The sequence below is a fragment of the Bacillus sp. EKM202B genome (assembly GCF_011066025.1).
Lineage (GTDB): Bacteria > Bacillota > Bacilli > Bacillales > Bacillaceae_G > Bacillus_A > Bacillus_A toyonensis.
In genome coordinates this window covers 132,379-158,858 of the sequence record NZ_JAAMNK010000001.1, presented here as the reverse complement: position 1 = coordinate 158,858, position 26,480 = coordinate 132,379, and the positions used below count along the sequence as shown (strand labels likewise).

Here is a 26,480-nt window from a genome sequence, read left to right as displayed (position 1 = left end):
ATGAGTATGAGCAATCGAAAAGTTCCGTTACGAAAATGTGTTGCAACGCAAGAAATGAAATCAAAACGAGAGCTCGTTCGCATTGTTCGTTCCAAAGAGGGAGAAGTGTCCATTGATTTAACTGGAAAGAAATCAGGACGAGGTGCTTATTTATCGAAAGATAAAGAAAGTATTCTTCAAGCTCAAAAGAAAAATGTTTTGGAACATCATCTAAAAGCGAAAATCGACGGTTCTCTATACGAAGAGCTTCTTGAGCTTGTTGAGAAGGAGTCGAAATAAGTGTCCGATTGGAAATCGTTTTTAGGACTAGCAAACCGGGCTCGGAAAATTATTTCGGGTGAAGAACTTGTTTTAAAAGAAGTACGAAGTGGCAAAGCAAAGCTTGTGTTGCTATCTGAAGATGCGTCAGTGAATACAACAAAACGCATGACGGATAAAACGACGTATTACAACGTACCAATGAGAAAGGTCGAAAATCGACAACAATTAGGGCATGCGATTGGGAGAGATGAGCGAGTCGTTGTAGCTGTGTTAGATGAAGGCTTTGCGAAAAAGCTGCGTAGCATGCTCGATACAAATTACCGGGGGTGAAGGTATGAGTAAAATTCGAGTGCATGAATATGCAAAACAACATAATATCTCAAGTAAAGATCTTATGACAAAACTAAAAGAAATGAATATCGAGGTTTCGAATCATATGACAATGTTAGACGATGAAGTAGTAAACAAATTAGATAATGAGTACCAAGAAGAAAAACCTTCTGTTGCAGATGAGTTTGAAGTAGAAGAGAAAGTTGTTCGCAGTAAAAAGAACAGTAATAAGAAGAAGAAAAAAGGCAAAGATAACGAAGACAAGCGTCAAGATAACTTTGCCGGAAGACAACAAACGCAAATTGTAGAAACACCAGATAAAATTACTTTCTCTGGAAGCCTTACAGTGGGTGAGCTTGCTAAAAAATTAAGCAAAGAGCCGTCTGAAATTATTAAGAAACTCTTCATGCTAGGAATTATGGCAACAATTAACCAAGACTTAGATAAAGATACAATTGAGTTAATTGCCACTGATTACGGTATTGAAGTAGAAGAAGAAGTAGTTGTAAGTGAAACTGAATTCGAAACATTCATCGATGAGCAAGATGATGAAGAAAACTTAAAAGAGCGTCCAGCTGTTGTTACAATTATGGGACACGTTGACCATGGTAAAACAACTTTACTTGACTCTATTCGTAATTCAAAAGTAACTGCTGGCGAAGCTGGTGGGATTACTCAGCATATTGGTGCATACCAAGTTGAAGTAAACGATAAGAAAATTACATTCTTAGATACGCCTGGTCACGCAGCATTTACAACGATGCGTGCTCGTGGGGCACAAGTAACGGATATTACAATTCTTGTTGTTGCAGCTGATGACGGTGTTATGCCACAAACAGTGGAAGCAATTAGCCATGCGAAAGCAGCTGGAGTACCAATTATTGTTGCTGTGAATAAAATGGATAAACCAGCGGCAAATCCTGATCGCGTAATGCAAGAATTAACAGAATATGAATTGGTTCCAGAAGCATGGGGCGGAGACACAATTTTCGTACCAATCTCTGCAATTCAAGGCGAGGGAATTGACAACTTGCTAGAAATGATTCTTCTTGTGAGTGAAGTAGAAGAATATAAAGCAAATCCAAATCGCTATGCAACTGGTACTGTAATTGAAGCGCAGCTTGATAAAGGTAAAGGAACTATCGCGACATTACTTGTTCAAAACGGTACACTTCGAGTTGGAGATCCAATTGTTGTTGGAACATCATTCGGTCGTGTTCGTGCAATGGTAAGTGATATTGGTCGTCGAGTAAAAGTTGCTGGTCCATCAACTCCTGTTGAAATTACAGGTTTAAATGAAGTACCACAAGCGGGAGATCGTTTCATGGCATTCGCTGATGAGAAGAAAGCTCGTCAAATCGGTGAATCACGTGCACAAGAAGCGTTAGTTGCTCAACGTGGTGAAAAATCTAAATTAAGCCTTGAAGATTTATTCCAACAAATCCAAGAGGGCGATGTAAAAGAAATTAACTTAATTGTGAAAGCAGACGTACAAGGTTCTGTTGAAGCAATGGCTGCATCACTTCGTAAGATCGATGTTGAAGGCGTAAAAGTAAAAATCATTCACACTGGTGTAGGTGCGATTACAGAATCTGATATTATTTTAGCTTCTGCATCTAATGCAATTGTAATTGGATTTAACGTACGCCCTGATGTGAATGCGAAGCGTACAGCTGAATTAGAGAACGTTGATGTTCGTTTACACCGTATTATCTATAAAGTAATCGAAGAAATCGAATCAGCAATGCAAGGGATGCTGGATCCAGAATTCGAAGAGAAAGTAATCGGTCAAGCGGAAGTACGCCAAACGTTCAAAGTAACAAAAGTTGGAACAATTGCAGGTTGTTACGTAATAGACGGTAAAATCACACGTGATAGTGGCGTTCGTATTATCCGTGATGGCGTAGTAATCTTCGAAGGACAACTTGATACGTTAAAACGTTTCAAAGACGACGTAAAAGAAGTTGCACAAAACTATGAGTGTGGTATTACAATTGAGAGATATAATGATCTTAAAGAAGGGGACATCATTGAAGCATACATTATGGAAGAAGTGAAGCGATGATTATCGCTTCACTCTCATTCGAGTGTATGATTTACGATGTGCATTCTTTAAAAGAGAAACGAGCAATTTTGCAAAGGGTGCTCACTCGTGTGAAGCAGCGTTATAACGTAGCTGTTTCAGAAGTAGGGCATCAAGATGTATGGCAACGTACAGAAATTGCAATTGTTTCCGTATCCTCAAATCGTGTTATCTGTGAAAAAGAAATGAATCGTGTACTTGAGTACATCGATTCATTTCCTGAAATTGAACGTACGATAACACAATTGGAATGGTACTGAATGAGGTGAAGAGTTATGAAATTACGTGCAAACCGTGTAGGCGAGCAAATGAAAAAAGAATTAGGCGACATTATCAGTCGTAAAATTAAAGATCCACGTGTCGGATTTGTTACAGTAACAGATGTGCAAGTGAGTGGAGATTTACAAATCGCTAAAGTGTATATTTCTGTTTTAGGTGACGATGAACAGAAAGAAAGTACATTAAAAGGTTTAGCGAAGGCAAAAGGCTTCATTCGTTCAGAAATCGGCCAACGTATTCGTCTTCGTAAAACACCGGAAATTTCTTTCGAATTTGATGAGTCTATTGGATATGGTCATCGAATTGATACACTTTTACATGAAATTAATAAAGACGGTAAACGTGAAGAATAATGGATAGACATTTGTCTATCCATTTTTTCAATGAAAAATAAGTTTGGATAATTATTATGAAAGAATTATGATGAGGTGAACATATATGGAAGGTGTAGTATTATTACATAAGCCAAAAGGCATGACATCACATGATTGTGTATTTAAATTAAGAAAGATATTACGTGAGAAACGAATTGGTCATACGGGAACATTAGATCCAGATGTAACAGGGGTATTACCGATTTGTGTTGGACGAGCAACGAAGATTGCACAGTTTTTAACGAGTGAAACAAAAACATATGAAGGTGAAGTAACATTAGGATTTTCAACAACAACTGAAGATGCTTCTGGTGAAGTTGTTGAAACGACAAATGTAGATCGTAGTATTACTCGTAAGGAAGTAGAAGGAGTTCTCGCAGCATTAACAGGTACGATTGAACAAACGCCTCCAATGTTTTCAGCTGTAAAAGTTAACGGAAAAAAATTATATGAATATGCAAGAGCGGGACAAGAAGTTGAACGTCCAGTTCGTACCATTACAATTCATGAATTCGTATTACTTGATGACCGTGAAATGTTTGAAGGGGAAAACATTTCATTCCGTTTCCGTGTAACGTGTAGTAAAGGGACATATGTAAGAACGCTAGCAGTAATGATTGGTGAAAAACTAGGTTTTCCATCACACATGTCCCATCTTGTAAGAACGGCATCTGGTGAATTTTTACTAGAAGATTGCATATCATTTGAAGAAATTGAAGAAAACGTGCAAAATGGAACAGTAGAGTCTATCTTCATTTCAATTGATGAAGCGTTAAGTAAATTCCCAAAAATGGTTGTAGATGAAAAGCAAGCAGAAAAAATAAAAAATGGTATGTTCTTAAAGAATGAATTAGAAATAACAGCACCATTCATTACAGTATTTGATAAAAATGACCGTTGCTTAGCAATTTATGAGCATCATCCAAAACACCCTGGTATGCTAAAGCCAATGAAAGTACTTGTGAATAATCAAGAACTAAAGCTATAATGAATTATTGGAAGGATTATTACAGAAAAAGGTGAATTCAAGCGTGAAACTTATTCATTTAACTCATCCACATGAACAAAATAAATTAGAATTACCACCTACTGTAATGGCATTAGGATTTTTTGATGGCATTCATTTAGGGCATCAGTGTGTGATTCGAACTGCGAAACAAATAGCGGATGAACGCGGATATAAAAGTGCAGTTATGACATTTCATCCCCATCCATCTGTTGTTTTAGGGAAAAAGGAAGCGCATGTGGAGTATATTACACCGATGCGTGATAAAGAAAAAATAGTCGAAAACTTAGGAATCGATATATTATATGTTATTAAATTTGATGAATCGTTTGCAGGTTTATTGCCACAGCAATTTGTAGATGATTATATTATTGGTTTAAATGTAAAGCATGTAGTAGCAGGGTTTGATTATTCATATGGACGTTTAGGAAAAGGGAAGATGGAGACTTTACCATTTCATGCAAGAGGGGAGTTTACACAAACTGTGATTGAAAAAGTTGAATTTCAAGAAGAGAAGGTAAGTTCTACAGCATTACGAAAGTTAATTCGAAATGGTGAAATGGAACAAATTCCATCTATTTTAGGTAGAGCCTATACAGTGGGAGGAACGGTTGTACATGGCGATAAACGTGGACGACAAATTGGTTTTCCAACCGCTAATGTAGGTTTAAGTGATGAGTATTTATTGCCACCTGTAGGTGTTTATGCAGTGAGATTAAAAGTTCACGATGAATGGTACGATGGTGTATGTAATATTGGATATAAACCAACTTTTAAAGAAAATGAGCGTCAATTATCTATTGAAGTACACTTATTTGAGTTCAACAAAGACATATATGATCAAAGTGTTACAGTTGAGTGGCATATGCGTATAAGAGAAGAGAAGAAATTCAATGGTATTGATGAGCTAGTTGAACAAATCGCAAAAGATAAGAAAACAGCACAAGAATATTTTGCGAGTGAAAAGAATATACTTGCTTTTTCAAATGAAAAGTAGTATTCTATGTTATGTACTTTATGACAACCATTGCTTGGCATTGCGACTCACCGACGCTTGCTCGGTAATTGGGGGTTTAATTAATAGGAGGTGAAATAGGATGGCTTTAACACAAGAACGTAAAAATGAAATCATTGCACAATTTAGAACTCATGAGACTGATACTGGTTCTCCAGAGGTTCAAATTGCTGTCCTAACGGAGCAAATTAACACTCTAAACGAGCACTTACGTACTCACAAGAAAGATCATCATTCACGTCGTGGTCTATTAAAGATGGTTGGTAAACGTCGTAACTTACTAACTTACCTTCGTAATAGCGATATCACACGTTACCGTGAATTAATCACAAAGCTTGGCTTACGTCGATAGTCAAAGAAGCGGGAATATTCCCGCTTTTTTGTTAGGTAAAAATATATCTTCTACGCTTTATAGCTTACTTAATTTTCGGCAATACTAGAGGTAGAATATTGTGATATACTATCCATTTACATAGAAGAATTGAATACTTTAAATTGAGAGGGGTACTTAAATGAGTCAAGAAAAGCAAGTCTTCTCGATAGATTTAGCTGGTCGCCAGCTAACAGTTGAAACTGGTCAGCTTGCAAAACAAGCGAACGGGGCAGTATTAGTAAGATATGGCGATACAGCGGTTCTATCTACAGCAACTGCATCAAAAGAGGCTAAAAATGTAGATTTCTTCCCACTTACAGTAAACTATGAAGAGCGTTTATATGCAGTCGGAAAAATTCCAGGCGGTTTTATTAAACGTGAAGGTCGTCCAAGTGAAAAAGCAATTTTGGCAAGTCGTTTAATCGACCGTCCAATTCGTCCGCTTTTCGCAGATGGTTTCCGTAACGAAGTACAAGTTGTCAGCATTGTAATGAGTGTTGATCAAGATTGTTCTTCTGAAATGGCAGCTATGCTTGGTTCTTCATTAGCGTTATCGATTTCAGATATTCCATTTGAAGGTCCAATCGCTGGTGCAACAGTTGGTCGTATTAATGGCGAATTCGTTATTAATCCAACAGTAGAACAGCAAGAACAAAGTGATATTCACCTTGTTGTAGCTGGTACAAAAGATGCAATTAACATGGTTGAAGCAGGAGCAGATCAAGTACCTGAGGAAACAATGTTAGAAGCAATTATGTTTGGACATGACGAAATTAAACGTCTAATTGTATTCCAAGAAGAGATTGTACAAGCTGTAGGTAAAGCGAAATTAGAAATAAAACTATATGAAGTCGATGCTGATCTTAACCAAGCTGTACGTGAGATGGCTGAGAAGGATATGCATTCTGCAATTCAAGTACATGAGAAACATGCACGTGAAGATGCAATCAACGTAGTGAAAAAGCGTGTAATTGAGCATTACGAAGCTGAGGAAGCTGACGCTGACACATTAGGACAAGTAAATGAGATTTTATATAAAATTGTAAAAGAAGAAGTACGTCGTCTTATTACAGTTGAAAAAATCCGCCCAGATGGCCGTAAAGGTGATGAAATTCGTCCTTTAGCATCAGAGGTTGGTATTTTATCTCGTACACACGGTTCTGGTTTATTCACACGTGGACAAACACAAGCATTAAGTATTTGTACATTAGGCGCTTTAGGCGATGTGCAAATTTTAGATGGTCTTGGTGTAGAAGAATCAAAAAGATTCATGCACCATTACAATTTCCCATCGTTTAGTGTTGGTGAAACAAGACCGATGCGTGGACCAGGTCGTCGTGAAATTGGTCACGGTGCACTAGGAGAACGTGCTCTTGAGCCTGTAATTCCATCTGAAAAAGATTTCCCATATACAGTACGTCTTGTATCTGAAGTGTTAGAATCAAATGGTTCTACTTCACAGGCAAGTATTTGTGGTAGTACTTTAGCAATGATGGATGCTGGTGTTCCACTTAAAGCTCCAGTTGCTGGTATTGCAATGGGTCTAGTTAAATCTGGTGAGCATTACACAATTTTATCTGATATTCAAGGTATGGAAGATCATTTAGGTGATATGGACTTTAAAGTAGCAGGTACAGCACAAGGTGTAACTGCACTGCAAATGGACATTAAAATCGATGGTTTATCTCGTGAAATTTTAGAAGAGGCATTACAACAAGCGAAAGTTGGTCGTGTGCACATTCTAAATCATATGCTATCTGTTATTGCAGAGCCACGTACTGAATTATCAGCTTACGCTCCAAAGATTATTACAATGACAATTAATCCAGATAAAATCCGTGACGTTATTGGACCGAGCGGTAAACAAATTAATAAAATTATTGAAGAAACTGGAGTTAAAATTGACATCGAGCAAGATGGTACAGTATTTATTTCTTCAATAAATCAAGAAATGAATGACAAAGCTAAGAAAATTATCGAAGATATTGTTCGCGAAGTACAAGTAGGTGAAATCTACGAAGGAAAAGTGAAACGTGTTGAGAAATTCGGTGCTTTCGTTGAATTATTCAGCGGTAAAGATGGATTAGTTCACATTTCTGAACTTGCACTTGAGCGTGTAGGTAAAGTAGAAGACGTTGTGAAAATCGGTGATGTAATTACAGTTAAAGTTATCGAGATTGACAAGCAAGGTCGCGTAAATCTATCTAGAAAAGTATTGCTAAAAGAAGAGCAAGAAAAAGAAGCTGCTAAAGAAGAAAACAAACAAGAGCAGCAATAAGTAAAAGCCAGTTCAACTGGCTTTTTTGTTATGTAAAAAACATGATGTACACATATTTTTATGTCAGTATAGGTATAGTTTTCATTATAACGCTCAAATTAACAAAGATAAGAAGAAAAATATTTTTTATTTAGTTAATGGGAGGGTTTATATGAAAGTTCGTATATTGGCATACATATGTGTATTTTTTTTATATGTCAGTTTAGGCTCTTATTCCGTTTTTGCACAGGATAACTTGTATGAAGAAATTCAAAAACATGCAAAACAATATGAGATTGCACCTCAAAATGCGATCATTGATAAGATATGGAAAGCAACACCTGGATATAATGGAAGACAAGTCGATATTGAAGCATCCTATAACAATATGAAGAAGCTAAAGAAATTTGATCAAAAACATCTTGAATTCAAGGAAGTATCACCGAGTGTCCATTTAGCAGATTTATCACCAGCCCCAATTTACAGGGGACATCCAAATAAAAAGATGGTTGGATTAACAATAAATGTGGCATGGGGAAATGAGTATTTGCCTCGTATATTAGAGATATTGAAAAAACATGATGTGAAGGCAACTTTCTTTTTGGAAGGACGTTGGGTGAAAGAAAATTTACGATTTGCAAAAATGATTGTCGATGCAAATCAAGAAGTTGGAAATCACTCTTACACACATCCTAATATGAAAACATTATCGTCTGATGAAATACGAGAACAGTTACAAAAAACAAATCGAATGATAGAAGCAGCCACGAATCAAAAAGTAAGATGGTTTGCCCCGCCTAGTGGAAGTTTTCGAGATGAAGTCGTACAAATTGCAGATGATTTCCAAATGGGAACGATTATGTGGACAGTAGATACAATTGATTGGAAGCGACCAGAGCCAGACGTATTATTGCAGAGAGTAATGAGAAAAATACATTCAGGTGCCATTGTATTAATGCATCCTACTTCATCTACAGCAGAAGCATTAGATACAATGATTACAAAATTGAAGGAACAAGGATATAGAGTGGGGAATATAACAGAATTACTGGATGAAAAACGTGTGGATTAAATACATTTGCATGACATTCATCCTTAAACTTGTTATCATTAAATAATAGCGTTAATTTAGAGAAACTGGTAGTAGGAGGAAAGTTTTTGATTAAAAAATATACTTGTAAAAATGGTGTAAGAATAGTTATGGAGAACATACCAACTGTAAGATCGGTTGCGATTGGTATTTGGATCCATGCAGGATCAAGAAATGAAAATGAAAAAAATAACGGGATTTCCCACTTTTTAGAGCATATGTTCTTTAAAGGGACGGAAACACGTAGTGCGCGCGAAATTGCGGAATCATTTGATAGCATTGGTGGGCAAGTAAATGCTTTTACTTCAAAAGAATATACATGTTACTATGCAAAAGTGTTAGATGAGCATGCTAAATATGCTTTAGATGTTTTAGCAGATATGTTCTTTAATTCAACATTTGATGAGGAAGAACTGAAAAAAGAGAAGAATGTCGTATGTGAAGAAATTAAAATGTACGAAGACGCTCCAGATGATATTGTGCATGATATGTTAACGAAAGCGACATATGAAACGCATCCGCTTGGATATCCTATTTTAGGAACAGAAGAAACGCTTGATACGTTTACAGGTGATACACTACGTCAATATATAAAAGATCATTATACACCTGAAAATGTAGTTGTTTCAGTTGCAGGAAATATTGATGAAGCATTTTTACAAACAGTAGAGCAATATTTCGGTAGTTATGAAGGAACAACAAACCGTGAACAAGTACATAGCCCAATTTTCCATTTTAATAAGGTAGCACGTAAAAAAGAAACAGAACAAGCTCATTTATGTTTAGGATATAAAGGCTTACAAATGGGACACGAAGATATTTATAACTTAATCGTATTAAATAACGTTTTAGGCGGTAGTATGAGTAGCCGTTTATTCCAAGAAGTACGTGAGCAACGTGGGTTAGCTTACTCGGTATTTTCTTACCACTCTTCTTATGAAGATACAGGTATGTTAACACTGTACGGTGGAACAGGTAGCCAACAATTAGATACACTGTATGAAACGATGCAAGAAACACTAGAAACATTGAAAAATACAGGTATTACAGAAAAAGAGCTTATGAATAGTAAAGAGCAATTAAAAGGAAACTTAATGTTAAGTTTAGAAAGTACGAATAGTCGTATGAGCCGTAACGGTAAAAATGAATTGCTGCTTCGTAAGCATCGTTCACTTGATGAGATTATTGAAAGTGTAAACACTGTAACAAAACAAAATGTAGATGAGTTAATCCGCAATATGTTTACGGATGAATTCTCTGCTGCACTTATTAGTCCAGATGGAAAACTTCCAAAAGGAATAAAACTATAATTGATTTTTGTGATGTACTCGAAAATAACCGTATCTCTTTTAAATGAGATACGGTTATTTTTTTTAGACATACAGAATAGGTACTAATAATGGATAACTTAAATTGAAAATTCGGTAGGGGGAGAGTGTATGCGATTAAGTGAATTAAGTGGTAAAGAAATTGTAGATTTAGAAAGAGCGGAAAAAATGGGGATTTTAGGGCATCTAGATTTAGAAATTAATGAGAGCGATGGACAAATACAAGCGCTTATCATACCTGTTACAAAATGGGGAGGTTTTAAAAAAGGACAACAAGAGGTAAGGGTGGAATGGAGAGATATTAAGAAAGTGGGGCATGACATGATACTTTGTGATATATCTGACCATTCAAATTCGGAGTGAAAGATGGCCATTTCGGCCGTCTTTTTTTTGTATATATAAAGCTGATAAATCATATGTGCTTTTTGTTTTTCAATCACCTCAAACTCGTACATTACATATGATGTGGAGGAAAAAGAAAAAGTAGGCACTTTTCTTATAAATGACAGAAAAAGAAGGTGAATTAGGGAATGTTGACTGAGATGCATATTGCTGTCATAGGAGGAGATGCAAGGCAGCTAGAAGTAATTCGTAAACTAGTTGAATTGGATGCGAAACTTTCATTGATAGGGTTTGATCAGTTGGATCATGGCTTCACAGGGGCAGCAAAAGAAAGTATACAAAATTTAGATTTTACTTCTGTAGATGCAATCATTTTGCCAGTTGCAGGTACAAATGCCAAAGGAGAAGTAGATACTATTTTTTCAAATGAAAAAGTTTCTATAACGAAAGAACAAATTGAAAATACACCAGAACACTTTACTATATATTCAGGTATTGGTACGCCTTACTTGGAAAATCTCGTATCTACTACAAACCGAAAACTTGTTAAATTATTTGATCGTGATGATGTGGCAATCTACAATTCTATTCCGACTGTAGAAGGCACATTAATGATGGTAATTCAACATACCGACTATACAATTCATGGGTCCAATGTAATGGTTTTAGGATTTGGTAGAACAGGGATGAGTGTTGCCAGAGCATTTCAATCATTAGGAGCCCACGTCAAAGTTGGAGCAAGACGATCGGAACATATTGCACGTATTACAGAGATGATGTTTTCTCCTTTTCATATGCAAAACATTGAGAAAGAAGTAGGAAATATGGATATTGTGATTAACACAATTCCACATCTCGTTGTGACAGCGAATGTTATTTCAAAAATGCCAGCTCATACGTTAGTAATTGATTTAGCTTCTAAACCAGGTGGTACCGACTTTAGATACGCAGAAAAAAGAGGAGTTAAAGCGCTATTAGCACCTGGATTGCCAGGGATTGTTGCTCCGAAAACAGCAGGACAAATTTTAGCGAACGTTCTTTCTCAGTTATTAGCAGAAGACGTAATAGCAAGAAAGGAGAATGGGGAATGAATTTAAAAGGGAAAAGAATTGGATTTGGGTTTACAGGTTCACATTGTACGTATGAAGAAGTGATGCCTCATTTAGAGAAATTAATTGCTGAGGGAGCAGAAGTACGTCCCGTTGTTTCTTACACTGTTCAATCAACAAATACAAGATTTGGTGAGGGAGCAGAGTGGATTAAAAAGATTGAAGAAACAACAGGATTTAAAGCAATTAATTCAATCGTTGGCGCAGAACCGCTAGGACCTAAAATTCCATTAGACTGTATGGTAATTGCACCACTAACAGGAAATTCGATGAGTAAATTTGCAAATGCAATGACAGATTCTCCAGTATTAATGGCAGCAAAAGCGACGCTGAGAAATGGTAAGCCTGTCGTATTGGCGGTTTCGACGAATGATGCTTTAGGATTAAACGGGGTAAATCTAATTACACCAACAAGGTGACGACAAAGCATAAACGCTTATATGTCACCATCTTGAGGAAGCTTAGGGTAAAGCACAAGTTCGAAATCATCGAGCCTTTGCCACTTTTCTTTCTTATAAACAGCCTTTTCTAAAACCGACTTTAGGAGGCTGTTTTTCTTTTTGGGATCATCTGTTTTAAAGTACAGATCAAGAACATGCTCCACTTGAGGTATTGTATCTTTCTTAACTTTTTCCTTCTTAATTTCGGTTTTAATTTCTTTCTTTAAGTTTTCCATCGTGGAAGTAATTTCAGTAATACGATCAGAAACTACATTCGAGCGTTCTAAAAACATATCGACTGTGTAAACGCCACGTTCTAATAAATCATGTAAGTTATTTTTTTGTTTTTGGACATCCAATAATTCTTTTTCAAGCTTACGTAATGCAGCTTTATTCATTTGAATAACTTGTGTTTCTTTTAACTTGTCATCTTGCTTATGTTTTTCAAAATCAGCTTTATAATTGATGTACCATTCTTTTAAGGCTTCGAGTAAACGCTTCTCAATTAATTCAGTATAGCTTGATTTGTTTTCGCAACCGCGATGCTTACAATCCATCGTTTCTTTTCGGTTCTTCGGATAACGTTGGACCATACTATAACCACATTTACTACATTTAATAATGCCAGCCAGTGGATTTTTAATTCCATTTGTATTGTAAGGAACGTGGTACCTTGAATTTAATTTTTCTTGTACTTGCTCAAATAAGCTTTCGGGTATGATAGGCTCATGTTTTCCATCAGCAATAATCCAATCTGATTTATCTTGACGAGCACAACTTCTTTTTACGGCATCAGGCTGTTTTACTTCTTTTCGTTTTTGCCACGTTACTTTTCCGATGTACACATTATTTTTTAATATATCCAAGATGCTGTAGGGGTTCCATTCATTACCTAGCTTACTTTTGTAGCCAAGATCATTTAATTTGCTTCGGATTGCGTTAGCGCCCATATCCTCGTTTGCATACCAATCGAATATCATTCTTACAACAGAAGCTTCTTCTGAATTAATTGTTAAAGTACGTTCTCGCTTATTTAAACGGTGGATATCATAACCATAAGGCGCATGGGTACCGAGGTAATTCCCAGCCTCCACACTAGCGACACGGCCGCGTTGCATACGGCGTGTAATAATCTTTAACTCCTTACGTGCCATAAAAGCTTCAAATTCGCTGTATTCTTCGTCCCACTCATCATTAAGGTCATAAGTCTTCCTAGGTGTCATAATCTTCGTATTCGAGCGTTTAAACGTCTCTAAAATGATTCCTTGTTCTTTCATGCCACCACGACCTAAACGGTCCATATCCATACAAAGGACAACATCGTATTTATTATCTTCAATTTCTTCAAGCAGTGCTAACATCTCAGGACGTTTCACTAAGCTCTCACCAGAAACAATTTCCTCACGGACAGATAAAACATTTAAGTTCATTTCCTTGGCAATTTTCAGCAGGGTAGTTCGATGTTTTGCTAACGTTTCACCTTCGCCGCGTGCTTCGGCTTCGAGATCGGCACGGGATTTACGTAAGTAGATTGCGGTTTTCATGGTTTTACCTCCTTGTTAATATTTATTTATATTAAAAGTCAAGATAGTAAAGAAGTAGATGTATTTAATGAGAAAATAAAAGCTCCACACAAAGGAGCTTTTATTTTGATATAGATTTATGCGTTTTATCCTATTTTGATAAAATAATAGATAAGAAGAGGGTTTTATACATAATTTTTTTAATAATTGTATTAATTTAATTCAAAGTCAGTTTTTAGTCTTTTTTTAGGCAAAATTGTACGAATTTAATTCCATAATCAGTAATCACAATATATTTTTCACGGGTGGTTTTACCATTAAAATATGTCTGGAATTCTTCTTCTATCTCAATAAAACCATAGGATTGTAATCGATGTATTGCACCTATTTTTTGGAACTTACTTGTTGCACCAGATATGATACTATCCATAGTCACTCTTTCGAATTGATTATAGAGGTGTAAGATACTGTTGCATTCTATTAAAGTCATGTTGGCTAAAATATCTAAAAAGAACTTTTTGTTATCATAACTTATTCGATCTGCATGTGAAATGTTGTTAATGAAGTAAGTCTTAAAATAATCGATTTTTTCTTTAAGGTGTTCTCGTTCTACTTTGTCGTTTAAACTTTCGATGATACTTAGAAGTTCTTCCATATTTGGAGATGATGTATTCTTAGAAAGTTTTAGTTCTTCCATATTTTCTGCTAGCTCATTATAAAAGGCTTCGAGTCGTTTGAGCTGTTTTTCTTTTTGATAACCATAAAAAGAGGTTGAAATTGTTCCACCAATGGTTGGTATTAGTTGTAAGCACGCTTCAATGCCAAGATGGAATTTTTCTTTAGTGTTTAATTTGATATCATCGGAATTCATTATTACCACTTCTTTCTTTTAGATATTATCTGATCTAAAATTTATTAGTGAAACAAATTGACTAATATTAATTATTCGGATTCGAAATTTCTGTTTTAGTGAATTCATACCATTTTTCTTTATCCTTCTCATATAAATAGAGAATTTTTTGTGAATGGAAATCTTCTTTTTTGACAAAGACCCACTCATTAACCTTTCTTGAGTAAAGGTGGATTAACTCTTTATTTTTGATTTCACTATAATCTAGTATCTTCATCGCATAAAAGTAAGGGTTATCTTTTCCCTGATTAATTCTATGAAGAAATAAAATAGCTAGTAAGACGAATGTTAAAATCAGAGGGGAAATAAAAAGGTTCTGGATTAAATCTAAAGTAAAATCGATGTTGAAATTTCCATTAATAACTTTAGAGACAAGTGGTTTCCAAGCAAATGATTGAATTAATATGCTTCCAACAAAAACAATAGTATACATAATAAAACCAGATTTTTTAGTGAAAAACGATAAAACTTTTAAAAGAATTACATGTTTTTTTGGTGTAATAAACTTCACCATACTAAGCATCCAATATAGAGCAACAAATAGAAATGCAATAGCATCAGTAAAAACTAAAATATTATAGATAGTAGCATTAATTTTTAAAGGTATTATAGTTAGAGAAATAACAATTGATCCAATTTGGAATAGGGAGTACATTATAACTGTTGATATGAAAAATTTTATGCATTTGGCGATAAATTTAGTGTGTCTTTCCTCGAAACCTAAGTCAAATGTAGTTTTTCCAGAATAGGTTAAAATAGGGATAACTAATGTAACGATGGCGATAAATGATGTTAAGTTATTTTTAATAAGTGTTAATAATTGGGACATTTTTTTACTCCTCCTATATATTATTAAATTATTTTATAATAATTTAATTGATGTAAGCTTTTAAACGAGCAAACTCCTGTGGAATCCCATGGATTTCCGCAACTTCTTGAATAGATAGATTCGTATTCTTATATTCGGAAATCATTTCATCAGAGAGTAACAATTCCACAGCAAATGTATTTGCTTCAATTTCTAATCGATCTACAGAGTATAGAGTTTTATTTCTTAAAAATGGGGTGTTAGCTTTTGGGTGTAATAGGGCATGTCCTAGTTCATGAGCACACACAAAGCGTTGGGTGATTTCGTCAATCCTATTATTGATATGAATGAATTTAAAGCGTTTATAAGTGTTGTAAAAACCAAGAGTATTCCCAAGGTCTTCAAACAACACTATAATGTTTTTTCGTTTAGTAATTTCAAAGGGGTTTGTTGTGCCGTGTTTTTTTACGATTTGGAGTACGTATTTTTTTATTTCCATTTCTCGCTCCATTCAATCTTTTTTATACTTATTTGGAGTGAATTTTTGTTTTGCTAATTGCTTTGCCATACGCATGGAGTTTTCTAGAGAAATACGAATCATTTCTTTGGTATGATCGTCTATTGGTTCTCCGTCAAACATTAAAGCATCTTCGCTATTTTCTAAGTCTTTTAAAGTTTTTTCTAGGTCACGAGCAATATCACGAGTATCCTTTTTGTTTAAATCAGGAAGCGTATTGGATACTCTTGATTCATCTTCTCTTCCTAATAAATAATCTGTTGTTACTCCTAAAACATTTGCTAAATCTTTTAGCATTTCGTTTGAGGGAGTGCTATGGCCATTCTCATAGTTACTAATGGTTCCTTTAGTGGTATTTACTTTATCGGCTAATTCTTGTTGAGTGAGTTTACGCGTTTTACGCGTTTCTTTTAATCTTTGTCTCAACATTTTTAGCACCTCCCGTTAATAAAAAGTACAAAGATATTGTACCTTATATAGATAGATTGTAAAACTTTGTACAAGATAATTGTACAAATGTATTGACGTACAAGAATCTTATACTTATAATTAAAGTACAAAATACTTATACAAGGAGCGATACGGTGAACAAAAACATCAAATTAATTAAAGCTAGGAAAAAAAGTAAGTTAACGCAGCAAGATATTGCAAATAGAATGCAAGTTACAAAATCTACAATAAGTAATTGGGAAAATGGTTATAGTAATCCAAATCTTGAAAAGGCAATTAGATTAGCCGCTATTCTTGGTCGTGATATAAAAGATTTAATTTGATGTATATAAGTACAAGAATCTTATACAAAATGGATTGAAGGTAGGTGAGAAAATGCCATCAACTAACATGGCAGTACCAACAGATTCGTCGCATAAACATATAAAAAGCACTTCAAGAGGTGACACCATGAGCCAACAAGAAGAATATGCGGCGACTTATGAATTTGGAAAAACGAAAGTCCATGTTGTGGCTCCTGAGCCAAAATCACAAAAGGATATTGATAAAATCCGTCAAGCGTATTATAAGGCTGGTTGGGCCATCATCAAAGAAATACAAGTGAAAGAAAACATTGAGGAATAGTTCCTCTCTTTTTACATGAATAATAGACAAGTTACATATGTACTAAATTCATTGTAACCATTTGAAAACTAAATATGGAGGCGAACAGATATGGGAACAAGCATATACTGCAATTCAGCAATAGGGGAATTATTACAGAATGCTAGAGAATGTTGTGATAATGTTCAGCTGAAAACGAAGAAAGGGTTATCTAAGTACCTTGGTATTACACATGAACGATTAACCCGAATTGAATCTGGACTTTCTAAACCAGAATTTGAACTTGCGATGGATTGGTGTCATGCAACAGGAGCAAAGTTGAATCAACAAGCGATTAAACATATTTATGGGGTTGGGTTACCGCCTACAGATCCACGTTTAACTCAAGATGTAAATCTACAATTGATGAACTACATTAAACAAGCTGAAGAGGGGATTGCGGCAGCGAAGGAAATCATGAACTTACAAGTTGCCACAAGGTCATGGAAGCTGGATGAAAAGAAGAAACATGAATACACAGTTCATGCAAAAGAAATCTTCGATACAATCCAAGCTACTCAGTGTGTAGTACAAGCTCTTGAACAAGTTCATTTTGGCATTATGGAACAAATACAAAGAAGTTGGTTGCAAAAGGCTATGTCAGAGAACGTTATTATTCAATCGGTGGATAGCTTAATGACTTTAACAAAGGTGCTGTAAAGGAGGAAGAAAAATGACAGTAGATTATAAGAAACCAAGTTTAAGAGAATATAAGGAACTAATACGCTATGATGCAAAGCTAACTGGTGAAATTAAAATAGCAGAATTACTTAATGAGGATTCAAAATCAGTTGAGTTAAAACAAGAGAAGAAATTGTTGGAGATTCGAATCAAAATTATCGAAGCATCATTCATTTTGAAACATAAATGGGCAAAAGAAAAAGCTACCGCCTAGACAACAGTAGCTCTGAAAAATATCGTAAAGCAATTATAACATTATATAAATCATTTGGACAAGCCACTGTGCTTGTCGTTATGACCAGAAAGGGGATTGTTCCTCCCATACCCCTACAATGTTCCTTTCTGGTTGTAACGATGCGTACAGCATCAGTTAAAACTGTATGAGGGAGGAAAGTAAAGATGAAAAGGGTTCAATTAACAGACGGACAACCAACAAGTGTTAGGAGAGAAGATCTCAAATCAGGAGCGGTCGAGTTAGTGAAGATAATTAAGACGGCATGTTTGAATAGTAGTTTGAGTTATGTGGAAGTAAATAAAGCTCTTCATGTGGTAGATGAAGAGCTTTATAAAAGAGTTATTAATAGTTCTTGTGAAAAATCATTAAATTAAACTGAGGTTATCTTCTTCTAACTCTTCTTTGTACTTGTCGTATTGCTCTTGGTTAGCACCTACAACATAAGTAGTGTTGTAGTATGCTTGCTCGTTATAGATGTCGATTAGCTTTGTACCAACATGCAATAGCGTCCAACCTTGTTCTAAATAATCATTGGCACGTGAGTTAGCTATGTCGTCATCAAATTCTAAAGTAAATACAATGTCTTTCATATGTAACACCTCCCTCTATGGGAGATTATACCAAAATAATAGGTTTTTAGATATTTTAAGTAATTAGACAAGCGTTGTGCTTGTCGTTATGACCAGAAAGGGATTGTTCCTTCCATACCCCTACAATGTTCCTTTCTGGTCGTAACGATGCGTACAGCATTAATTTAATTAGAAAGGAGATGTAATTTATGAATGATAAAAACAATCGTCTTCATGATCTAGTTCTTCCAGGAGATTTCTCATTCGCTAATAAACTTCATAACTGTATGAGTGCATGTATTCATAACATGTTTAATGCAGAATCAACCGAAGAATCAAATCACTGGGAAGAAGAGCTGGAGCGATGTATGAGGGAATTTAAAATGCTTCGTGATACAAAAGAGGAACATGAGGCATCGATGAGTTATCGCGTAGTGATTAAAGATTTAAGAGCAAGAGGAGTTAACGCTTCGTTAGTAACACGGAGAAAATAAAAAAATCTATCACTTGGCAGAGTGATAGAAAAGTAGCTTTGCAAAAGATCTTAGGATTAATTATATCAAATTAGCATTCGTATAACAAAGGGGTGTGTTGCATGCTTTTAGACAAGTCATTACATAGAGTGTTGCTGAACCCTAAAGTGTTTCAACGAGCAACATCAACGCAACACTTAATTTACTTAGTAAACCAATATCTCAAAACAGGATACAAGAATTATCGCTTATTACGTGTAGAGGACGGATTCGCGATATGTAAACGGGAGGATAAATAATATGGCAGTTTATAGACCAGTACATGTTTCATTTTGGCAGGATTCATTTGTTTTAGATCTTACACCGGAGGAGAAGTATTTCTACTTATATTTGATGACAAATAGTAAGACGTCTCAATCAGGAATCTATGAGCTTCCACTTCGTATCATTGAAACTGATACAGGATATAACCGTGAAACTGTTATGAAGCTATTAGAACGTTTTGCTGAGTACGGAAAAATTAATTACAACCAAAAAACAAAAGAGTTGTTCTTAATCAACTGGTTGAAATTCAATCCGATTAAAAATGTAAACATTGAAAAGTGTGTTTTAAAAGAGATTCAATCTGTGAAGGACCAAGATTTTTTAGCTGATTTCTATGAAACATGTTTGCAATTAGAACGTGAACAAGATTTCAAAATACCTCGTATTAAGGGGTATTTATCAGTCCGTTTGGAGGGGCTTATAAGGGGCTTCCAAGACCCTAGCAAGGAAGAAGAAAAAGAAAAAGAACAAGAAAAAGAACAACAACAAGAAGAACGCGCAAGCGCGGAAGAAGTTGTTGAGGTTAATCCAATTTCTTTTTACGAACAAAACTTCGGACTGATTACACCTTTTATTGCAGATGGTATTCATGCATGGATAGATGATTTAAATGCAGAGCTTGTTGTAAAAGCTATGGAAATCGCTTTAGAGAAAAATACAAGAAACATGAATTACGTAAATACGATTTTAAGAGATTGGCATCTTAAGGGAGTGAAAACAATAATGGATGTGGAAGCAGCTGATAAAGCATTTCGTGATCAACGATTAGCAAAGGGGCAACCAAATATTCAAGCTCCTTATCAACAAAAAGGTTTATCGGAATCTACTAAAAACGTAATACAGCAGCAACAAGCATGGGAGCAGAACATTCCAACAGAAGAAGAACTTGCAGTACTTAACCAACAGAATACGTGGTTGGCCCAATGAGTAACGATATGATTCGTAATGTAGAAGCTGAACAAAGCGTTTTAGGTAGCATTATCGAAGAAGGCGATTTAATTAAAGATTGTCAGCTAAAGGTAAAACAGTTTTCTTCACCAACGCACCAAGTGATTTTCAAGGCGATGAGAGAATTAGAGGATGCCGAAGTCCCGATAGACCTTGTCGCTCTCATTGGGAAATTTGAAGACAGTTTTATAAATCAAATTGGTGGTATTGCGTTCTTTGTAAACTTAACTGAAGTTGTTCCAACGACGAAAAACTTTTCGTATCACGAAGGTTTAATTATCGAAGCTTGGAAAATGAGACATGCTCAAGAGGTTGCTGGTAATTTATATAATCGTCTTCAGCAAGAAAGAGATATGAGCGCTATTAGTACTTCGATTGATGAGTTAAGCGCCATTGAGGAAACAGGTTATTCAGATGAATTTAATTTAAAGGAAACCCTAGTTGATTTGTATAAGAACATGCAAATCGATGTAGGAGATTTAACCGGTATACCAACTGGTTATGACGACTTGAACAGAATGACAGCAGGATTACAAGAAGGCGATTTAATTATTGTTGGTGCCCGGCCTTCAATGGGGAAAACAGCATTTGTATTAAACGTCGCTTTTCATGCAGCAAGTGCCCATACAGCAACAGGAATCTTTTCACTAGAGATGGGAGAAGAGCAGTTGCTTAAACGTATGATTTCAAGTACCGGAAATATAGATGCTACGAAATTAAAAAATCCTAAGAAGCTATGTAATTTAAAGGATTGGGAAAAGATTAGTCAAGCGATGGGATTAATTAATGATTTGCCATTAGAAATTTACGATAAAGCAAATGTAACAATGCAAGAGATTTACGCAAAGGCTAGGAAACTAAAACGTAAGTACCCTGATAAAAAGGTGTTAATCGCAATTGATTATTTGCAGCTTATTGTGGGAGATCCAAAGCATAGAGGGAACCGCATGCAAGAAATCGGTGAGATTAGTCGTAAGTTAAAACTGATGGCAAGAGAATTAAATGTATGTGTAGTTGCATTATCACAGTTAAGTCGTGCTGTAGAAAGTAGGCAAGATAAGAGACCGTTGCTATCAGATTTACGTGAAAATGGTCAAATTGAGCAAGATGCAGATTTAATAGCATTCTTATACCGTGAAGATTACTATGACCGCGAGACAGAAAATAAAAATATAACGGAAATTATTTTAGCGAAACAGAGGAATGGCCCAGTTGGTGTTGTAGAACTAGCATTCATTAAAGAATTTAGTAAGTTTGTAAATTTAGAGAGACAGTTCATTCAACAACAGGAGGCTTGATTATGTTGTTACGTCAGGAAGTAGAACGTAGAAAACTAGCAATCATTCGTAAACTATTGGGATTAGGATTAGCTGAAATTAACGGACAAACATTAGATCAATTAACGTTAACGCAGCTTGAAGGAATCTTAATTGCAAGCTTGCAGGTATTGGAGGGGAAAAACAATGCCAAAGCAATTAACAATTTTTGACGTGGAACCGGTTGTATCATTTGATCCTAAGAAAGCTCATATTCACCGTTTGAATTCAAAATTACGGTATGCAGATGTGATTGTGCAAATACCACGTCAAGCCAAAGCGATTGATGAATTAAAACCAACGACAGCGCCTGATGAACGTTACGAATTATTTGAGGATTATACAATTGGGATTTGGCGTTATAAGCGAGTGGAGGATAAACAATTTGTATGGGAAGAGGCAGAAAAAATGTGTAAGCAAGCAAGGGATGAAAAAAAGCCGATTCCAATACGGCTCCATTTGTCACTTGAACAACCATTTGTTCCAGAAAATGTTGTGCGATATTTATAGACAAATAAAAAAAGCTGAGATCACTCTCAACTTACTTCGACAAAGTAATTATAACATATGGGAGTGATTTTGGTGGGGATTAGAAAAGAAAATCTTGTTGAAATGACAGCTGAAATAGATTTGAAAATAAACGGAATATATATTGTTAAAAATGGTCAGGTTCAGCTAATAGAACCACCTCAAGGTGGATTTGGGGAACAATCATTTGTATATCAAAGTGGAAAAGTAATTCGTATGGAAGAACGAAAAACACAGTTACTTTAATCAAATTTGAATTTTGTATGAAAAAGGGAGGATTCAAATGATAAAACCAGTTATCTTAGAAAAGTTTGATTCAGGTATAAATTGTGTGAAGTGTAATAAGGTTACGGTACACAAAATGTAAAAGATTGATGAACATGGTGACGGTGAATTTATTGGCTACTATGGTGAATGTGATGTTTGTGGTAATGTGTCAGATTTTAATGAAGAGGATTTTTGGTGGTTAGAATTTCATACAATTTGAATTTTATTAAGAAAAAGGAAGAGGTTTTTGGGAGTATGTATAAGCCCCTTCAATATTTATAGGGACTTTATAGTGAAATGTATATCTAAACAGAATTTTCCGCTTGCACTGCCAGGTTCTAAGAGACGGATAGTAACTGATTGGGTATCTTCAATTGTTTTGGAAATTGAATTTCCAGGAGGGACTATGAAAAGGATGGACTTACTCATGCTTTGTTGTACGCTAACTTCAATTAGTGAACTTTGTAAACTGTTAAAGACTGTGACAGTAGCAGTAACAGGTTGTTCAATTCTCTTTTCCCAAACTTCTAGAAAGGTATGGTTGTCATTAAGTAGAAAGTTACCACAAATTTCATTACATACAAGTTTTTGTTTTTCTTTTGGTATTGGTAATGAATCACAGATTGGGACTGGAAAAGCACAGGGTATTGGAAATAGATATTTAAAATCCAAAGAATTTTTTTTCATAATATAATGCCTCATTTCAATAGTATAAGCGTTGTATATAAATTAAGAAAAAGATATTAAATCCAAAATGAATTAATATCTTTTTCTTACAATCTAAGCTACTTGACGTGCAGCTTCAACACAAACTCTACCACTAACAGGTTGACCAGCGGTGCCAGAAAAAGCAACCAATGTTCCTATGTTTGACACAAACACAGTTTGGCTATTACCTGGAGTTATTGGGCCAATAATATTTGTACCATTGTTTGCTAAAAAGGCAGTAATTGCACCACTTGCAGGGTTATTAGTAAGAGTGACATAGCCGGAAAGAACTGGACCTCCAGTATTGTTAAATACTGTAGCTCCACCAACTACATCACCTCCTGTTGTCGTGAAAGAATTGCATGTAGAAACAGAGACAAACTGAGGGTCTGGACAACAACACATATACAACATCCTTTCATTTGTTAAATAATACTTATCGAAATATAAAAATACTTCACCTTATTAGATGCTTGTTTCTATTAAGGGGGCACGGCTCATAGGGAGTAATTTTAATTAAAGGGATAATTGTAACAAGAGGATTTTATTAAGAGTAATTTATTACAAAATAGTTATTTGAATGGAAAATAATAAAGCCCTAGCAAGGGGAGCTAGGGCAGGGGATAGGGTATCAAGAATTTTCGGGCCAATAACCAATGACTTCTTCGAATGAGCTTAGTTTAACACACAAATTCTTGTACAGGTGTTACAAAAATATGAACAAAGGGGGAATGAAGAATGAAAATACCAACAATTGTATTTAAAGCTAAAAATAAAGAAAACCGTTACTTATGTAATGGCCCGGATTGCGGTGACTGGAGCGATGAGTTTTTAGACACACAAGAAATCACTGATGCTCTTCACATCATAAAAACAGATTTTAAAAAGCCAACTGAAGAGGATGTACAAAACTTTTATAAGTTCATGGAAAGCCTTCCATTTAATAATGATGTGGAATTTATTAAGAAACACTATGATCCGGTTGATATGGAAATAACGCAGGAACAACTAGAAATTATTCGTATGCATGATGAGTGGTAATTACTACAAAATCCTTATTTGAAAATTAAAGAGCACCTTGAGAGGAAGGCGCTCTGACCAAAACTAATGTTGAAAAAGGATACCCAAGATATTGTATGTATGTTTTTTAGATAGGTGAAATTTTATAAAAAAATCGTTATTTTATCTTAAATAAAAAAGAGCACACATATAAGTGTGCTCTCAAATAAGAAAGGTAGAATGCTATGAATGGAAAGCTTCCATACAATAACATATGCTTGTCCGATTTAAATGTGAGAAGTTTTTAAGGGAATTTTGATTTGAATAAAAGAAACCCCGTTTGTCTGCGGGGTTCCTAAGGGTAATTGTCAAGTAATGACGTACTCGACTAAATAACCATATCATGAATTTTTTGGTAAAAATACTGGTAAATGTGTCCAAATGGGTAAGGTCATTATTTTGAACAAAAACGCTATTTTATTAGAAAGGGAGAATATAAAATGAAAGACACTTGGAATGAGCAAGAGCGTTTAGATATTGAAGCGGAACAAGAAATGATTGCACAGGCAGAACGTGAAAATTGGATGATCGCAAACAATATGTTTTATGAATATGAAGCTTAATGTTCGGAATTTGATTAATACTTGCAGCTGCTGTTTAAGGATAATGTTCGGTTTTTAATAAAAACTTCATTTTATACAATAAAACAGCTAGCATGATTAGCTAGCTGTCCTGGTAAGAAATGAAAACGGTGCTTATCAAATGTTGCTGTTGTAATTGCGAATTACAACTATAGTATGAACAGAGTTGTAAATGTTATGCGAAAATAATCTAATAAAAATTTCATTTTGTTACAAATAAAAGAGCAGTTAGCCCAGTCTACTAACTGCTCGACACAAAGGTCATGATCTAGATGCATAGATATTATATGCTGAATTATTAATTTTATTCAAAAAGGAGTAAAGATGTCTTTAAGAAACAGGAGGAGGAACGAAACAAAAGAGCAGCTAGCAAAAGCTAACTGCCGAAAGGTTCCAAGCTGCAATCACTGTTAAAAAAGCTGCTTACAGGTAGTATGTATAGAATTGTGAGGATTATTCGGATGAATAAAAAGAGCACCTTTGAACAGTGCTCTTCAGAGAGGAGCTAATTAAGTTAGTTAAATGAATGAAAAAAGAATACCTTTTTTCATTTGAGAAGCAGTGATTTTTTGCTTCAAAATAATATATGAGCTTTAAATTGAAAAAGTGATAAAAAAACAAAAGAGCAGCTAGCAAAAGCTAACTGCTCTCCAGAAAAGCATTAAGAAGGAAGTTCAGAACTCAAGTGCATTTATAGTATGGACAAGGTTTAGAAATTTATTCGAGCATGAATATTGGGCTATGGTTGCAGCAGAAAGCGAGAAAAAGGCGTATGAAATTTATCACACTGAAGTTGCAGGTAATACGATTGCAGGTGTTATGGCAGAGGGGAGAGCGGAAGAAGTTAAAAAGAATATAGCTTTTGGTAAATATATAACATCGGCTATAAAACATGGTGGTAAAGAATATTTTGAAGCAGCTTGTGATTTTCATTCAAGTAAAAATACAACATTACTAATGGATTCGTCACTAACATAAAAAAGCAGCTAGCAAAAGCTAACTGCTCGGTCCTCCAAGGGGGAACAAGGAGAAAGTAACTTAATGGGTTGTCTACAGTATTGACGGAATGTTGAGTTTTATTCAGAGGGTTACTAAGTATGTAGATTACATGAGAAGTCCTATTAACATCCAGGCTGCTCCGATCAGAATTAAAGTTTCGAATGTAATTCAAAACTTTCTTTTTTCTGGTTTTTGGAATTCTTTAATTACAGAAAAGATGGCACTTATTCCTACAAGAGTGAAAAGAGCAATTTGGATTGTTTCAGTCATTTGCATCACCACCTAATATTTTAATAATTCAATTATATACTAATCACCATTTTGTAGAAACTTAACACAATAATCCTTTTAGAGTAAAGCAAACAGAATATAGTCCGGCTAGAAAACTAGAGGACACCAATTCATTAAAGCGGCAATTAAGGCTGTTTTACGAATAGGTGTCCTTTTTATTTTGAAAAGGGAGATGGGGAGATGAGGGTGTTAAGAGATCAATTATGTGAATGGAAAAAGCAATCAAATCAAACAAAAAAGAAAACTAAGAAAAAACGAAAAGAGAAGTTAAGCACTCGTGAAATTGAGGATTTAATGGGGATGCATAGACCTTGTTATGAACGTAGACGCGGAGCATTAAGACAAAAGTAATAAAAAATAAAAA

General features: G+C 35.1%; 36 protein-coding genes and 1 pseudogene. 29 read left to right on the top strand and 8 right to left on the bottom strand.

The features are described from left to right. The first annotated feature begins 6 nt into the window (after positions 1-6). The 14 genes and pseudogenes from rnpM to dpaB form a co-directional block, all read left to right on the top strand. Positions 7-279: an RNase P modulator RnpM gene (gene rnpM, locus G9F74_RS00820; protein WP_000071127.1), complete on the top strand. Its 273-nt coding sequence runs from the start codon at positions 7-9 to the stop codon at positions 277-279. Next, entirely contained in the window at positions 280-591 is a 312-nt protein-coding gene (locus G9F74_RS00815; protein WP_001286525.1) for a YlxQ family RNA-binding protein, read from the top strand. 4 nt (positions 592-595) lie between these two features. After that, the gene (gene infB / locus G9F74_RS00810) at positions 596-2,656 is read left to right on the top strand and encodes a translation initiation factor IF-2 (RefSeq protein ID WP_000036352.1); all 2,061 of its coding nucleotides are present in this window, start codon (positions 596-598) and stop codon (positions 2,654-2,656) included. Next, positions 2,653-2,934 (top strand): DUF503 domain-containing protein, encoded by a 282-nt coding sequence (locus G9F74_RS00805; RefSeq protein ID WP_000582364.1) that lies wholly within the window; start codon positions 2,653-2,655, stop codon positions 2,932-2,934. Before infB ends, G9F74_RS00805 begins: the two co-directional genes overlap by 4 nt. Before the next feature lie 15 nt (positions 2,935-2,949). Further along, a complete protein-coding gene (gene rbfA, locus G9F74_RS00800; RefSeq protein ID WP_000776439.1) occupies positions 2,950-3,306 on the top strand; it encodes a 30S ribosome-binding factor RbfA in 357 nt (118 codons plus the stop codon). An 85-nt stretch (positions 3,307-3,391) separates the two neighbouring features. Next, positions 3,392-4,315, top strand: a complete 924-nt coding sequence (gene truB, locus G9F74_RS00795; RefSeq protein WP_000399360.1) for a tRNA pseudouridine(55) synthase TruB — start codon at positions 3,392-3,394, stop codon at positions 4,313-4,315. Between the two features lie 43 nt (positions 4,316-4,358). Next, positions 4,359-5,330: a bifunctional riboflavin kinase/FAD synthetase gene (gene ribF, locus G9F74_RS00790; RefSeq protein ID WP_000766714.1), complete on the top strand. Its 972-nt coding sequence runs from the start codon at positions 4,359-4,361 to the stop codon at positions 5,328-5,330. A gap of 100 nt (positions 5,331-5,430) precedes the next feature. After that, positions 5,431-5,700, top strand: a complete 270-nt coding sequence (rpsO, locus tag G9F74_RS00785; protein WP_001229392.1) for a 30S ribosomal protein S15 — start codon at positions 5,431-5,433, stop codon at positions 5,698-5,700. Positions 5,701-5,860: 160 nt separating this feature from the next. Continuing rightward, positions 5,861-7,999 (top strand): polyribonucleotide nucleotidyltransferase, encoded by a 2,139-nt coding sequence (pnp, locus tag G9F74_RS00780; protein WP_016109018.1) that lies wholly within the window; start codon positions 5,861-5,863, stop codon positions 7,997-7,999. A gap of 151 nt (positions 8,000-8,150) precedes the next feature. Beyond that, positions 8,151-9,050: a polysaccharide deacetylase family protein gene (locus G9F74_RS00775; RefSeq protein ID WP_000868234.1), complete on the top strand. Its 900-nt coding sequence runs from the start codon at positions 8,151-8,153 to the stop codon at positions 9,048-9,050. 86 nt (positions 9,051-9,136) lie between these two features. Continuing rightward, entirely contained in the window at positions 9,137-10,378 is a 1,242-nt protein-coding gene (locus G9F74_RS00770; protein ID WP_000592990.1) for a M16 family metallopeptidase, read from the top strand. 129 nt (positions 10,379-10,507) lie between these two features. Beyond that, positions 10,508-10,759 carry a YlmC/YmxH family sporulation protein gene (locus G9F74_RS00765; protein ID WP_016109017.1) on the top strand — a complete coding sequence of 84 codons (252 nt, stop codon included), beginning with the start codon at positions 10,508-10,510 and terminating at the stop codon, positions 10,757-10,759. A gap of 167 nt (positions 10,760-10,926) precedes the next feature. Then, complete coding sequence (gene dpaA / locus G9F74_RS00760; RefSeq protein ID WP_000954741.1) at positions 10,927-11,829, top strand: dipicolinic acid synthetase subunit A; 903 nt, start codon at positions 10,927-10,929, stop codon at positions 11,827-11,829. Then, positions 11,826-12,251, top strand: a pseudogene (gene dpaB / locus G9F74_RS00755) (dipicolinate synthase subunit B); the annotation flags it as partial. The gene dpaA and the pseudogene dpaB, both read left to right, overlap by 4 nt. Positions 12,252-12,283: 32 nt before the next feature. Here the strand turns inward: dpaB and G9F74_RS00750 are convergent. From G9F74_RS00750 to G9F74_RS00730, 5 genes are all read right to left on the bottom strand, one after another. Next, positions 12,284-13,831 (bottom strand): recombinase family protein, encoded by a 1,548-nt coding sequence (locus G9F74_RS00750; RefSeq protein ID WP_016109016.1) that lies wholly within the window; start codon positions 13,829-13,831, stop codon positions 12,284-12,286. Between the two features lie 214 nt (positions 13,832-14,045). Beyond that, positions 14,046-14,681: a hypothetical protein gene (locus G9F74_RS00745; RefSeq protein WP_001083448.1), complete on the bottom strand. Its 636-nt coding sequence runs from the start codon at positions 14,679-14,681 to the stop codon at positions 14,046-14,048. 67 nt (positions 14,682-14,748) lie between these two features. Then, entirely contained in the window at positions 14,749-15,549 is an 801-nt protein-coding gene (locus tag G9F74_RS00740) for a hypothetical protein (RefSeq protein ID WP_000080598.1), read from the bottom strand. A 43-nt stretch (positions 15,550-15,592) separates the two neighbouring features. Further along, positions 15,593-16,027, bottom strand: a complete 435-nt coding sequence (locus tag G9F74_RS00735) for an ImmA/IrrE family metallo-endopeptidase (protein ID WP_000403508.1) — start codon at positions 16,025-16,027, stop codon at positions 15,593-15,595. 12 nt (positions 16,028-16,039) lie between these two features. Continuing rightward, the gene (locus G9F74_RS00730) at positions 16,040-16,474 is read right to left on the bottom strand and encodes a helix-turn-helix domain-containing protein (RefSeq protein WP_000946011.1); all 435 of its coding nucleotides are present in this window, start codon (positions 16,472-16,474) and stop codon (positions 16,040-16,042) included. 155 nt (positions 16,475-16,629) lie between these two features. Here G9F74_RS00730 and G9F74_RS00725 point away from each other — a divergent pair, with 155 nt between their 5' ends. The 5 genes from G9F74_RS00725 to G9F74_RS00705 all read left to right on the top strand — a co-directional run bounded on the left by G9F74_RS00725 (position 16,630) and on the right by G9F74_RS00705 (position 18,427). After that, complete coding sequence (locus tag G9F74_RS00725; protein WP_001038780.1) at positions 16,630-16,818, top strand: helix-turn-helix transcriptional regulator; 189 nt, start codon at positions 16,630-16,632, stop codon at positions 16,816-16,818. A 52-nt stretch (positions 16,819-16,870) separates the two neighbouring features. Next, on the top strand, positions 16,871-17,119 hold the full coding sequence (locus tag G9F74_RS00720; RefSeq protein WP_016109015.1) for a hypothetical protein: 249 nt from the start codon (positions 16,871-16,873) through the stop codon (positions 17,117-17,119). 90 nt (positions 17,120-17,209) lie between these two features. Then, on the top strand, positions 17,210-17,797 hold the full coding sequence (locus G9F74_RS00715) for a hypothetical protein (protein ID WP_016109014.1): 588 nt from the start codon (positions 17,210-17,212) through the stop codon (positions 17,795-17,797). Positions 17,798-17,810: 13 nt separating this feature from the next. Next, positions 17,811-18,032, top strand: coding sequence for a hypothetical protein (locus G9F74_RS00710; protein ID WP_016109013.1), 222 nt, complete (start codon positions 17,811-17,813; stop codon positions 18,030-18,032). A 185-nt stretch (positions 18,033-18,217) separates the two neighbouring features. Next, the gene (locus tag G9F74_RS00705; protein ID WP_000832648.1) at positions 18,218-18,427 is read left to right on the top strand and encodes a hypothetical protein; all 210 of its coding nucleotides are present in this window, start codon (positions 18,218-18,220) and stop codon (positions 18,425-18,427) included. On the opposite strand, the gene G9F74_RS00700 is transcribed toward G9F74_RS00705, so the two are convergent. Then, entirely contained in the window at positions 18,419-18,643 is a 225-nt protein-coding gene (locus G9F74_RS00700; RefSeq protein ID WP_016109012.1) for a hypothetical protein, read from the bottom strand. The two genes, G9F74_RS00705 and G9F74_RS00700, sit on opposite strands and share 9 nt — an antisense overlap. Before the next feature lie 188 nt (positions 18,644-18,831). Here G9F74_RS00700 and G9F74_RS00695 point away from each other — a divergent pair, with 188 nt between their 5' ends. From G9F74_RS00695 to G9F74_RS00670, 6 genes are all read left to right on the top strand, one after another. Beyond that, positions 18,832-19,116, top strand: a complete 285-nt coding sequence (locus G9F74_RS00695) for a hypothetical protein (RefSeq protein WP_016109011.1) — start codon at positions 18,832-18,834, stop codon at positions 19,114-19,116. A 279-nt stretch (positions 19,117-19,395) separates the two neighbouring features. Further along, on the top strand, positions 19,396-20,346 hold the full coding sequence (locus tag G9F74_RS00690) for a DnaD domain-containing protein (RefSeq protein ID WP_016109009.1): 951 nt from the start codon (positions 19,396-19,398) through the stop codon (positions 20,344-20,346). Further along, complete coding sequence (gene dnaB, locus G9F74_RS00685) at positions 20,343-21,665, top strand: replicative DNA helicase (protein WP_016109008.1); 1,323 nt, start codon at positions 20,343-20,345, stop codon at positions 21,663-21,665. Before G9F74_RS00690 ends, dnaB begins: the two co-directional genes overlap by 4 nt. 2 nt (positions 21,666-21,667) lie before the next feature. Continuing rightward, a complete protein-coding gene (locus G9F74_RS00680; RefSeq protein WP_016109007.1) occupies positions 21,668-21,856 on the top strand; it encodes a hypothetical protein in 189 nt (62 codons plus the stop codon). Continuing rightward, on the top strand, positions 21,831-22,193 hold the full coding sequence (locus G9F74_RS00675) for a hypothetical protein (RefSeq protein ID WP_016109006.1): 363 nt from the start codon (positions 21,831-21,833) through the stop codon (positions 22,191-22,193). Before G9F74_RS00680 ends, G9F74_RS00675 begins: the two co-directional genes overlap by 26 nt. 72 nt (positions 22,194-22,265) lie before the next feature. Continuing rightward, the gene (locus G9F74_RS00670) at positions 22,266-22,457 is read left to right on the top strand and encodes a DUF3954 domain-containing protein (protein WP_000512851.1); all 192 of its coding nucleotides are present in this window, start codon (positions 22,266-22,268) and stop codon (positions 22,455-22,457) included. 297 nt (positions 22,458-22,754) lie between these two features. Here the strand turns inward: G9F74_RS00670 and G9F74_RS00665 are convergent, their stop codons facing one another. After that, the gene (locus tag G9F74_RS00665) at positions 22,755-23,165 is read right to left on the bottom strand and encodes an S-Ena type endospore appendage (RefSeq protein ID WP_016109005.1); all 411 of its coding nucleotides are present in this window, start codon (positions 23,163-23,165) and stop codon (positions 22,755-22,757) included. A 93-nt stretch (positions 23,166-23,258) separates the two neighbouring features. Then, complete coding sequence (locus G9F74_RS00660) at positions 23,259-23,591, bottom strand: S-Ena type endospore appendage (protein WP_097872876.1); 333 nt, start codon at positions 23,589-23,591, stop codon at positions 23,259-23,261. Positions 23,592-23,924: 333 nt separating this feature from the next. Between G9F74_RS00660 and G9F74_RS00655 the strand changes: the two genes are divergently transcribed. The 4 genes from G9F74_RS00655 to G9F74_RS00645 all read left to right on the top strand — a co-directional run bounded on the left by G9F74_RS00655 (position 23,925) and on the right by G9F74_RS00645 (position 26,467). Continuing rightward, positions 23,925-24,227 carry a hypothetical protein gene (locus G9F74_RS00655; protein ID WP_016109003.1) on the top strand — a complete coding sequence of 101 codons (303 nt, stop codon included), beginning with the start codon at positions 23,925-23,927 and terminating at the stop codon, positions 24,225-24,227. A gap of 458 nt (positions 24,228-24,685) precedes the next feature. Next, the gene (locus G9F74_RS29945) at positions 24,686-24,808 is read left to right on the top strand and encodes a hypothetical protein (protein ID WP_000655798.1); all 123 of its coding nucleotides are present in this window, start codon (positions 24,686-24,688) and stop codon (positions 24,806-24,808) included. Between the two features lie 759 nt (positions 24,809-25,567). Next, positions 25,568-25,804 (top strand): hypothetical protein, encoded by a 237-nt coding sequence (locus G9F74_RS00650; protein ID WP_016109002.1) that lies wholly within the window; start codon positions 25,568-25,570, stop codon positions 25,802-25,804. 492 nt (positions 25,805-26,296) lie between these two features. Then, positions 26,297-26,467 (top strand): hypothetical protein, encoded by a 171-nt coding sequence (locus tag G9F74_RS00645; RefSeq protein ID WP_016109000.1) that lies wholly within the window; start codon positions 26,297-26,299, stop codon positions 26,465-26,467. The last annotated feature ends 13 nt before the right edge of the window (positions 26,468-26,480 follow it).